Annotated in this window: 6 protein-coding genes; 1 reads left to right on the top strand and 5 read right to left on the bottom strand. The window is 32.7% G+C overall.

Annotated features, from left to right (window positions below; genetic code table 11):
* Positions 1-10 precede the first annotated feature (10 nt).
* The 3 genes from AAEO59_RS04725 to AAEO59_RS04715 form a co-directional block, all read right to left on the bottom strand.
* Positions 11-2,437 (bottom strand): glycoside hydrolase family 3 N-terminal domain-containing protein, encoded by a 2,427-nt coding sequence (locus AAEO59_RS04725; protein WP_341699590.1) that lies wholly within the window; start codon positions 2,435-2,437, stop codon positions 11-13.
* Between the two features lie 130 nt (positions 2,438-2,567).
* Positions 2,568-4,097 carry a T9SS type A sorting domain-containing protein gene (locus AAEO59_RS04720; protein WP_341699589.1) on the bottom strand — a complete coding sequence of 510 codons (1,530 nt, stop codon included), beginning with the start codon at positions 4,095-4,097 and terminating at the stop codon, positions 2,568-2,570.
* A 202-nt stretch (positions 4,098-4,299) separates the two neighbouring features.
* Entirely contained in the window at positions 4,300-6,069 is a 1,770-nt protein-coding gene (locus AAEO59_RS04715) for a glycoside hydrolase family 2 protein (RefSeq protein WP_341699588.1), read from the bottom strand.
* Between the two features lie 657 nt (positions 6,070-6,726).
* Between AAEO59_RS04715 and AAEO59_RS04710 the strand changes: the two genes are divergently transcribed.
* Positions 6,727-8,109 (top strand): glycoside hydrolase family 5 protein, encoded by a 1,383-nt coding sequence (locus AAEO59_RS04710; protein WP_341699587.1) that lies wholly within the window; start codon positions 6,727-6,729, stop codon positions 8,107-8,109.
* A 432-nt stretch (positions 8,110-8,541) separates the two neighbouring features.
* On the opposite strand, the gene AAEO59_RS04705 is transcribed toward AAEO59_RS04710, so the two are convergent.
* Together AAEO59_RS04705 and AAEO59_RS04700 are read right to left on the bottom strand one after the other, a co-directional pair.
* Positions 8,542-10,668 (bottom strand): glycoside hydrolase family 2 TIM barrel-domain containing protein, encoded by a 2,127-nt coding sequence (locus AAEO59_RS04705; protein WP_341699586.1) that lies wholly within the window; start codon positions 10,666-10,668, stop codon positions 8,542-8,544.
* A gap of 8 nt (positions 10,669-10,676) precedes the next feature.
* Positions 10,677-12,080, bottom strand: coding sequence for a glycoside hydrolase family 5 protein (locus tag AAEO59_RS04700; RefSeq protein ID WP_341699585.1), 1,404 nt, complete (start codon positions 12,078-12,080; stop codon positions 10,677-10,679).
* Between the last annotated feature and the right edge of the window lie 69 nt (positions 12,081-12,149).

The following is a 12,149-nucleotide window of genomic DNA, read 5'->3' as shown; positions in this document are numbered from 1 at the left end:
AAAAAATTTTTTAAGGTAAAATAGTAATACATTCTTTTAATCTAATATCTTCAGAAGAAGATCCAATTTTTATTTCAAAATTTCCTGGTTCAACAGTCCATTTCATATTTTTATCTAATAACATTAGATCCGAAGGTTGCAATATAAAGTTCACTGTTTTTGTTTCTCCTGGTTTCAAATGCACTCTTTCAAAGCCTCTCAAAACAGAATCGTATGTAACAACGCTAGCATTTTTATCACTTAAGTACAATTGCACCACTTCATCTCCTTCTCGTTTTCCAGTATTTGTTACTTTTAGAGTAACTTTAATTTCTGCCTGAGAATTTAATTTAGTAGGAGACACTTTTAAATCAGCATAGCTAAAACTAGTATAACTTAATCCGTACCCAAATGGATATAGTGCACCATTAACTCTAGTATTCCCAAAACCATTAGGTCCTTCTTTACCTTGAGATGCATGAGATCCTAATTTATAAGGGAAATTAAATTCAATTTGCCCTATAGTTTTAGGAAAAGTCACTGATAATTTTCCTCCTGGATTATATTCTCCAAACAAGGTTTCAGCTATAGCCTGACCTCCAGAATGACTTGGAAACCAAGCTTCTAAAATAGAAGAAACATATTTATTTGCCCAATTAATAGTTAATGGTTGCCCATTGATTAACACCAAAACGACAGGTTTACCAGTAGCATATAGTGCTTCTAATAATTGTTGCTGACGACCAGGTAAATCGAGTCCACTCCTTGATTTACTCTCTCCAGTAGTTTTTTCATCTTCACCTAATACTACAACAATTACATCATTTTCATTAGCCAGACGCACTGCTTCATCAATATCACTTTGTTCCTTTGTTGATAATGGAAAATGGATTAATTCACTTTCTGGAAAATTAGCATCAACTACATCACAACCTTTTGCATAATCTACTATAACATCTTTTCCTAAAAATTGTTTTATGCCCTCTAGAACAGTCGTGTTTTCAAGTTCTTGCGGACCATAACGGCTTACCATATAATTTTCTTCGTTAGCAAGCGGTCCTGTTACCAGTATTTTTTTTATTTTATTTTTATCTAATGGAAGTAGATTCCCTTCATTTTTTAATAAAACCAGAGATTGTCTTTGAATATCAAGAATAAAATCTTCGTTTTTATCTGCACCTACAACTTTGTCTGCAACTTTAGTATCAACAACATAGGGCGAATCAAAAAGTCCCAATCTAAATTTGACTCTCAAAACTTCAGCTACTCTTTCATCAATTAATTTCATTGATAATTTACCTTGATTTACCAAATTCCGAATAGGAAGAATATAATCACTTGGTGGTGTAAAATGAGTTCTCACATTTAATCCTGCCTCAATTGTCTGTCTTACCGCATCCTCATAAGTTGTAGCAACTTGATGTTTAGTATATATAAATTCAACAGCTTCACTATCACTAACTACATAACCGTTAAATCCAAATTCCCAGCGTAATAACTCAGTTAAGAAATAATGACTAGCAGTTATTGGTTCTCCATTCCAATCATTATAACTACTCATAACCCCCATGGGCTGAGCATCATGTATTACTTTTTTAAAAGGATAAAGATGTATTTCCTGCAATTCACGTGGGTTAATATGCGGGTCCGTTCGAACATTTCCATCACGTCCGCCTTTAGGCACACTGTATGCTGCATAATGTTTAAGTGTTGAGGCTACTCCTTGACTCTGGATTCCATTTACCATCTGAGTCCCTAATGCTGCAACTAAAAAAGGATCTTCACCATAAGTTTCCAAAACACGCCCCCATCTTGGATCTCTAGCTAAATCTAGAATTGGAGCATAAACATTCGTATACCCTAATGCCTTGGCTTCTCTCCCCACAATTTGGCCTGCTTTCAAAACTAAATCTTTATTCCAAGTAGAACCAATTCCTATGGGGGCAGGAAGAGGTGTTGCTTTTGTGTGATTTAAACCATGAATTCCTTCATTTGTAAAATCAACTGGAATACCTAATCTAGTTTCTTCCACAAACCATTTTTGTGTTTTATTTATAGCTTCAGCATGGTTACTAAAAGGATAAATAAGATTTTTAGAAACAACCGTGTTCCTTCCTTTTGAAGTCAAAAGCCCTACCCCATTTAATTGCTCATCAATATTTGCAATACCATCTTTCCAAATTTCATTTTTCCAATTTGGAGTTGGTAAAGAATCTTTTAATACTCTTTTAAATCCGTAAAGAGTAGCCATTTGACATGATTTCTCATTCAAATTCATTTGAGACAGTAAATCCTTTACTCGCTTTTCAATTGGCTCTTTTGGATTTTCATATACATCCATGATTCCATTTTTATTAAAATCTATCCAGCCTTTTTTGTATATAGCGTCTTTATGTTGTGCATTAGAAAAATGACTTATAAAAACAATTAGTAGCGAGACATAACTTATCTTTTTCATAAAACAATTGTTATCTTATATTTTTTTTTAAATGTTATGTGATCTTTTTAAAACAAATAAGTCATTGTACAAACTTGTTCACAAGAAATTTGATTTGACTTCTGAGGTTTATAAATCAATAATCCTCCAACTATTGAATTAGAAATTTAGTTTGTTGATTTCCTATCTTAACGAAATAAATCCCTGGCTTAAATTCACCGTTTGAACTTATTTTAAACGGACTGACAGAAAAAGCTTTTTTAGAATATACCTTCCTTCCTAAAGCATCAAAAATCATAACTTCCTGAGTACCCCTATTGGAATCATAGTTAATATAAAAATCACTATTGAATTGTACAGGATTAGGGTAAACTCCTATTTTTGAATCTGGCATATCATTATTTACCTCTGATTTACCGGAACTGGATAATACTAATTTATTAGCAGTTATAACTTTAACAGGACCTGTATTGGCATCGCTTTGAGTTTTACAATACCTCCAGTTTTCTACAAGATTTCCGTATTGATCAAAAACTAATAATCGCGTACCATATGGTTCTACATAGGTTACAAATTCTTTTGCTAATGTTCCGTTCAAAAGTTTAACCACCACAGTACTATTAGTAGTAACCGCTGTATTACTCAGTCTTACAGTAGTATTGTACTGTGTAGCAGTGTTATTCATCAGAAGCACTTGATATCCAAAAGTAGTAGTACTATAAGTTGAAACAACTTTAATATTTCCATTATTAGTAGATGTCGGCATATAATTGTATTTTATAAACTTTCCCAACATCATTGTATGATAATAATTGGATCTGCCTGCATAGTTAGGTTCAGCGTCAAATAGTCCCAAATCAGTACCTGTTCTTGCTCCACTTTGTTCATGGGTAGCCCAGGCATCAACAGTAAATGCTCCATATTTCATTCCAAGTCCGTAGACTTGCGCAAAAAACTGACCCGCATACATACTCCAAACTTTAAAGTCTGCCGGGACTGCTGTTTGACTATTATTAGAAGTAGTATTGAATTCTGTAAGTGCCCAGCCTAAAGGTTTATCTGTTCTCGTTGTATTAATGCTTGTTAACAACGATTTTAAAGCTATAATTCTATCTTCCATCTCGGTAATACTATACCTATCATAAGAATGATATGTGATAATATCTAAATAATAGCGGCCTTTAGAATCTTTACCAGCTACATTCTGAGACCCTCCTAACAAATCATTTAACATATTTCCATAAATACCGCCATTCATCCAGGCACATTCCGGTCCCATAATGATGGCACTGGCAGTAATATCCCTGATAGCCGGAGCTAAAGTCGTAATATAGGTTTTAACAGCCGCCGAACTCACACCTTCTAAATCTGGTTCATTACCAATACAGAAATATTTAATATTATAATTTTTAGTAACATTTAAATAATAGACTAAATTTTTAGCTGACTGATACGTTAAAAAATGGCTAATTTGTACAATAGGCTCTGCACCAGTACTTTTTACAGAATTAATAAGAATATCATATTGCGAATAAGTAAGTCCATCATTTCCGGATGGTACTTTATTATAATTAGTACCTCCTATCCGTATCATCTTGATGGCTGCATCCGTAAGTTTTGGTGCTACTACTTCAAATTTACCATTGTATTTAAAAGAGGGCATCCATGCATTTTGCCCCATAAAATATGAGCTTATAACTTGTGCCTTTAAATCATTAGCGGACATTAAAAAAAGAACTAAAAACGATATAATAAATGTTATTTTTTTCATTGGTTGGGTTGGTTAATTATGATAGAATTGGTTAATAACAGTATATGCATTTATAACTGAAGTCTAATCAGACATCTTCCTGAAGAGTTGTATTATCATACATTAATACGGACTATTTATATTCTTCTTTCTTCTTATCATACCAATCTTTCATAACATAAAAAGCTTTCTTTTTAATTCCTGAATCAGAAATCAATCCTTTACGATTAAAGAAATCTTGAATTCCTGGCAATTGACGTCTTGGCGATCTAAAATCAACCAGTATCCAAGGAGAAACCCCTGCTAAACCGTCAATTCTAGCAAACATTTCAGTATTTTGTTTATACAATTCTTCTTGATATTCCTCAGTCCAACGTTCCGTTTTATCACCATGTAAACCTTGTAATGCTCCTCCTCCAAACTCACTTATTATTACAGGTTTATTATAAGGAATATCCCATTGCATTAATTTACACGATTCATTGGTCCCTCTATACCAACCTAAATACTGATTGAAACTAACGATATCAACATATTGATTCATATTATCTTCAAGTCTGTTAACATTATTCGGACTTTTAGTAACCTCCATCGCCATGCTTATCAAACGAGTATTATCCTGTTCACGAGCATATTTAGCTAATTTACTCAAGAACATATCTCTATCATTTCCATGTGGAGTTTCATTAGCAATTGACCAAATAACAACAGCACAGCGATTTTTATCTCTATAAATCATATCATGTAATTGTCTTTCTGCATTCTTATATGTATCGGTATTTGTCCAAGAAATAGTCCAATACACAGGTACTTCTGACCATACCATTAATCCCATCCTTTCTGCTTCACGAACCATTGTTTCATTATGAGGATAATGAGCAAGACGAACATAATTACAACCTAACTCTTTTGCCCAAGTTAATAAAGTAACTGCATCTTCTTTAGACCAAGCCCTACCTTGACGAAATGGAGCCTCTTCATGTATACTAATCCCCCTTAAAAAAACCTTCTTCCCATTTAACCAAATTTCTTTTCCTTTAGTTTCAATAGTTCGAAAACCAATTTTATCTGTAACATTTTCATCGGACTTACTGAATGTAACATCATATAATTTTGGCGATTGTGGCATCCATAAAATCGGCTTAGCCTTTACTTTAAAATATGCCATTCCGTTTGAATCAGTAATTACTTCTTTCTTTATTTTTAACTCTGGTATTTGTAAAGTTAACTTTTGATTTGCAACAGTAGAATTCAATTTAATCCAACCAGAGACAATACCTTTTTCATTCTTATCAATTTGAACCAGGTAATCCTCAATATAAGTTTCAGGAACTTGAGAAAGAACAACATCACGAGTTATACCACCATAATTCCACCAATCCATATTAACTGTTGGGACATTATCTTTATGACGTTTATTGTCTACTTTAACAACGACAAAATTGTTTCCATCTACCAAAACATCCGTAACATCAAAATTGAAAGGAGTATAACCTCCAACATGGCTACCTACAAATTTACCGTTAACATATACTTTTGCATCATAATTAATCGCTCCAAAATATAGAATCCCTTTTGTATTATTTGATTTTGTGTACTTAAAATCCTTTTTGAACCAAACTGTACCTTCATAGAAAAACAACTTTTCATCCTTAGTATTCCAGTCTGATGGAATATTCATAGTTGCTGAAGTTGCAAAATTATATTCTTGTAATTCAGAAGCCTTAAACGTTTTATTTTCAAAAAAACCATTTGTTTCAAATGGCATCAATCTGTAATCAAAATATCCATTTTCTAAAGGGTCCACGATATAATTCCATTTTCCATTCAAACTAATGTTATTTCTAGATGAAATATTAGACAGCAGAGGAACTTCTTGCGCTATTGAACTCCAAGTTAACATAAGACCAAAAAACAGCATTATTATTTTTTTCATTTTTTTAAATTTATTTTATACAACAAAATTCATAATTATCATGATAGCAAAATTCGTAAAACCCACCTGTAATTTGGGCTTCTATAGTTTTTCTTTAGGGGGTTAGATGTACCACTTTTGAATTTATTCAAAAAAAACAGCTTTAACTCGCCGAAACGAATTCCCCCTATGCAGCATACACCCCTTCCTGATAGTCATGCAAACAAAATACTACCGTAATATTCGAAATCAATTTATTAGATTTTTTTTAAAATCAATTCTATTTCTAAAACACGACGAGAAAACATCTTTTTACAGCTCCTTTTTTTGGACAAAGTCGAAAAAGGACATTCCGACAAAATCACGAATACTACAAACGTACTTATTTGATACACCAAATGTTCTTATCTAAATAGAAGTGTCCGATAAATTTAAAAAACAAAATAACTTTGGAATAGCTCTTAAAAAAGCGCACGGATTTATAGTTACCCTCAAACCTATTTATTACAAAAAAAATCCTGACTACTGAATTTTCGATAATTCATTCCATTTTAATTGGAATAAGCATGAAAATTACTATTCAAAATTTCTACGAGGAGTGGATCTAAATTAATTAAAACAATGTTATTTTAAAATGAAAAAATCATGAAAAAAATCTCTTATTTATTGTTAGGCTTCGTAGCCTTACTCTTATCATGCAGTAAAGACGACTCTGGGGACATTCCGAGTTCAGCACCTTCCGATTTAAAAATCACGAGTGAAATTATAGGAACCTCTACCGATAAGCCAAATGGAAATGGTAGCGGGATGGTAAAATTCAAAGCCACTGCAACAAACGCCACAACTTATCAAATCCAAGTTGACGGGAAAACACAAACAATGCCAAATGGTGAATTAACCTATACTTTTACAACTGCCGGAACAAATACTTACAATGTAACAGTAACAGCCTATAATAATGGTAAAAACACAAAAACAACTACCTCTGTATCTGTTTATGTAATAGTGGGCGAATATGCAACCAATATCATCAAGGCTATGGGCCCCGGTTTTAATTTAGGAAACACTTTTGAAAATGGTATTAATGCCACTTCCATTGCGTCTATTAAATCCATTATCGACCTTTATGTAGGTGCAGGAATGAAACACATCAGAATACCTGTAAGCTGGGCACAAAGTGTGAGTGGATCCACACTTGCTAATACTTCTACGGGAAGAGTGGATTATACCCATTCCCGTTTTCTAGAATTAAAAGCAGCCATTGATTATGCGCTAAGTAAAAATTTATATGTAGTCATAAATACCCATCACGAACATTGGCTAAAAGATAATTACGACGGATCTGCGGCTTACGACACTAAATTTTCTAATATCTGGACTGACATTGCAAATTATTTTAAAAACTATTCTAATAAATTGATTTTTGAAGTTTTAAATGAACCTGAAGGTGCTTTGGGACAATGGGGGACAAATGTACTACCAACAAATACTCAAGCAATCACTTATACAAGAAAAGTCAACCTAGTAGGTTATAATGCAATCCGTGCTACTGGTGGAGCGAACACCACTCGTGTTATAATGGTATCACCAAATGGACAAGGAAACCAAGGAATGATTGATGAAGTATACCCTAATAAATCAAGTCTACCTGGATTAGGAGCTGATAAATATCTTGCCATACAAGTTCACACCTATGACCCATGGGCATTTTGTGGTCAAACAGGATCTGATTCAGCATATCCTGGAGCTAGTTCAATAGCAGCAGCAATTAATAAAGTTGCCGCTCACGCTGCACTTATCGAGATACCCATTAATTATGGAGAATTTGGCGTAGGAAGGACTTCTGCTGATAGAAATACATCTGTAGTTCATGAATACTATCGTACTATTAAAACTACTACATTAGCTAATAATATGTCGTTTACCGTTTGGGATGATCGTGGCTGGTTTGGGCTTATCTATTCTGCTGATAAAATATCTTACACTTTTTCATCAAATAATATTTTAACAAAAATGATGGCTCCATAGAATAACATTCAATTGATTAATAGGATTCTACTATTTTAGATGAAGTACATTATTTAATGTTACCAATTTAAAATAGTAGATTTTTTTTTTGGGGTTTATTTGATTAATAAACCCGTTTGGTACAATTAAATATTAATATCAATAATCGTATTTTTTGCAATGAGAAACGGAACAAAAAAATACCTGTCTTTCGAGAAGAAAGCATCTAGAACTTTTTATAATGATATTTGTCTTGGTCTTAATGAAAATTCGACGTTGCAAATCAATACATTGACATTTAACATTAAAAAAATTGCATAAAAAATATAAATAAAAAAACCTGCCGTAATACGAACAACTGTACTACAGCAGATTTTAAAAAAATGTAATTATTACGAACACCAAAGAGATGTAATACTTAAAAAAACACAATCAATTAATTCAACTACAAATTTATTTAATATTCAAAATACGGTAGGATGTAATCGTTTCTCCATTATATTTTAAAGAGACTCTCAATTGATATATACCGTTAGTTTTTGGTAAATCAATTGCCGTTTTTTCGATTTTTACTTTATAATTTTCACTTTCAGAAGAAATGACTAAGTCGTTTATTTTTTCATCCTCTTTATAAATAGAAATGGCCACATCTCCTTTCCATATACTATCCGAATCATTAATTAAATAAATAGGAAGTTCTAGTTTTTGACCTACTTGATATTCCTTTTCCCAGATATCAACCATAATCCCTACTTTACTAAATGCAGGTTTTACATATTTTACAAAGGCATCTTGGAACTCTAAACTTTCTACATCTTTAAAAGCATCACTAGTTTCTCCTCGTGGTTCTGTGGGACGTGAATAAGTAAGTCCCGCAAAATGATGAATACCGGCCACTTTTTTATGAGCTCGCCAATATTCAGTTAAAGCTGCTAATGTTTGTGCATACACAGTAAATCGTGCCTCTGGTGTTTTAGCTTCACTAAACAATAAGGAATACACATTATCTGACAGGGTAGTTGGTGATCCATCTCTGTTAAGCCACAACCAACAGTATTCATTTAACATGACTGTATTTTCATAATGTTTTCCGTCTTCAGATGGATCTTGCTCATTGGGATCGTTTGATGGTAATCTCACCTGACCAAGTAATTTTTTTAATATTCCCTCATCTGGTACTTTAGCCTCCTTAAGATGATAAGGATATAATAGATACGGATGCGCTTCTATAATATCTGTTTTTTGCATGGGTCTTGAGTAACCATTATCCCATGGACGATTCGATTTATCCAAACCTCTAACCATCTCTAATGCTGGACCTGTAATTTTGGATACTGTTTCATTTTGTGCATCCCAAATTACAATGGAGGGATGGTTCCAACGATCACGCATCCAATGTTCATATTCAATGGCTAATTGTTTTGGAGTAATCTTTTTATCAAGGGAATTTACTCCTCCTTTGCCATACCAAACAGCATATTCATCTTGAATTAACAGCCCCATTTCATCCGCTAAATCATACCAAAAATCCGGTGCAGGTCCTACATGAAAACGAAAGGAATTCCAATTCATGGATTTAAATTGAGTAAATAATTTACGTACCCATTGCTCATCCCAAGGCTTTGAACCTCTGTTTGCATCTTCAAAGAAACGAAACATTGGCACATTAGTACCTAACAAAAAATAAGGCTTGTTATTCAGTACAAATTGTTTCTTTTCTTGGTCAATTGTAAAACTACGCATACCAAATCGAGTCGTTTTGGTGTCTGTGTCTGTAGTCAATTTTAATTCGTATAAAAAGGGACTTTCAGGACTCCAAAGTTGATAATTCTCCAAAGGAATATCTAATTGAATTGAATCTGATAAAAACTCTTTTTTACCCTTTGCAATAACTTGTTTACTTACATGCTCTATTATTTCATAAGAAACATTAAAAGGGTCTTTTTTTTCCAATCTTCCAATTTCAACATAAGCTTCAACTTGATTTTTATCAATATTGGGAACAATTTGCAAGTGCTCTATAAATGGTGCTTTTTTCAGTAACAGATTTACATCATCATAGATCCCGGGAAAAAAAGTTTTCTTCTCAAAATCGGCACCACTAATCAAAGTATCTGTAAAATTTTCTTTGGTTCCTATTCTAATGAGTAATTCGTTTGGAGTATCACTTTTATTTAAAAAATCTTTAATATTGAATTTACCTGATGAAAATGCAATATTTTGCTGTCCTGCCTTTTTTCCATTAATATAAATATGTGCTTCATATTTAACTTTCCTTAATTCCAATTCTACAAGATCTACATTGTCGTGATTAACAGTAAAGGTTTTATGATACCAAAAATAACGGGTTTTATCATTCGGATAATTTAATTTTGCTAATGCTGGTTTTGCCAAATCAACAAAAGACGGAACTTGAATATTACTAGTAAATGAACTAGGAACACTGTCTGGACGACTTGTTTCAGCGATTTGCCAATCTCCATTTAATGAAATTGAACTATTAACATTGTTTTTATGTATCTCGCAGGAAAAAAAAGTTACAATAGTACTTACTAGCACTAAATAGGATATGTATTTCATATTTTAATTTATTTTACTGGATCAATAGCTACCCAAAATGCAGGCATTGGATTTAACGCACAATTTTCAAATTTTATATTATTGAATAAAGTACCGTTTTCCCATTGTGCCAAATCGTCCCATATATCATTTCCACCAACATCTAATGGAAATCTATTGCTATCATAGCTCGGATTATTACGGTCTGTATGTGATTTAAGGGACCATAAAGCCCATCCAAAACCTAATTCGCTCATGTTTTTTAGATTCTCGGTAAGCCTGGTATAATCTTTATCCAAACCAGTTTCTCCACAAAACAAGGGTACGTTATGGGTATTACTAAAGCTTACTGCGGAGCCAAGTAGGACTAAATTATCAGTATCACTATTTATAGCTGCCTTAGAATTGTCTGCTCTATACCTATGAAGATTAAAAACCAAATTAGAAGGGTTATCAAAATTAGAAGGGTATATGGATACACCACTTGACAAATAATCATTTCCATAATCACCACCTTCTAATAGAATCAAAGTATTATCATTATTTGCTCTAATTGAGTTAATAATGGTATTGTAGCTATTTTTCAAAGTTGTCATTTCAGAACTGCTAAGATCAACCAAAGTACCAGATGGCTTGTTATGCGGTTCATTTATCAAATCATACATACAAATGGTATTTTCATTTGCATAACGTTCCGATATTTTATCCCAAATTCTATAAAGTGCTTCTCTATTTTTAGAATCTTTAAAATAATCTCGACCGCCATATTCAAAATCAACCATCATTTCATCTGTAATAACTCCCTGATCACCTACCGTCCCCGGTACTACATGCATATCTAGAATAATATAAATATTATTAGATTTACACCATGAAACAAGATTATCAATAATCTTAAATCCATCAACATCAGAAGAAGTTGCTAAGCTATTATTGTCAACCCATGCTTTCAGATTGTTTTTATAAGCAGTATAGGCCATTTCTTTAGCAGAACCATTTGCATATATAACATCCAAACGTTTCTCTCTTTGTGTACGAGTCAAAAACAATTCATAATGCAAAGGCACACGAATACAATTAAAGCCTTTTGAAGCAATAAAATCGATATCTGCCTTTGTTATAAAGTTGGCTCGGTATTGTTCAAAATAGGTTTCAATTTGTTCCCTTGTTTTTCCTGAAGTGTATAATTTTCTTTTCATGTCTGATTGGCTCATATTACCATTGCTTCCAGACATAAATCCTTCCATAACTAACCATTGACCAAGATTAACCCCTTTTAACAGTACGGTTTGATTTGAACTATTTACAATTCTTTTACCGTAGGCTCTAAGACCTGTATTTGCTGTTGAAACAGAATTTTTATTTGACTGACTATTAGAATCACTACATGAAAAAAAAATTGCTATTAAAACAATCGTTATTATTTTATTCATTTTTTTGTTTTTAAAATTAATTTGATGCTGAATAAGAAAGTTCAGAAGCATTTAAAATATTTGCTAAAA

The sequence above is a fragment of the Flavobacterium flavipallidum genome (assembly GCF_038289905.1).
GTDB classification, from domain to species: Bacteria; Bacteroidota; Bacteroidia; order Flavobacteriales; family Flavobacteriaceae; genus Flavobacterium; species Flavobacterium flavipallidum.
Note: the sequence above shows the minus strand (reverse complement) of the source record. Positions and strands in the feature narration are given on the sequence as shown.

Coding starts and splice junctions, on each gene's coding strand:
- AAEO59_RS04715 (WP_341699588.1), bottom strand. CDS start 6,069: ATGTTAACTTGGAGTTCAATAGCGCAAGAAGTTCCTCTGCTGTCTAAT.
- AAEO59_RS04705 (WP_341699586.1), bottom strand. CDS start 10,668: ATGAAATACATATCCTATTTAGTGCTAGTAAGTACTATTGTAACTTTT.
- AAEO59_RS04720 (WP_341699589.1), bottom strand. CDS start 4,097: ATGGGGCAAAATGCATGGATGCCCTCTTTTAAATACAATGGTAAATTT.
- AAEO59_RS04725 (WP_341699590.1), bottom strand. CDS start 2,437: ATGAAAAAGATAAGTTATGTCTCGCTACTAATTGTTTTTATAAGTCAT.
- AAEO59_RS04710 (WP_341699587.1), top strand. CDS start 6,727: ATGAAAAAAATCTCTTATTTATTGTTAGGCTTCGTAGCCTTACTCTTA.
- AAEO59_RS04700 (WP_341699585.1), bottom strand. CDS start 12,080: ATGAATAAAATAATAACGATTGTTTTAATAGCAATTTTTTTTTCATGT.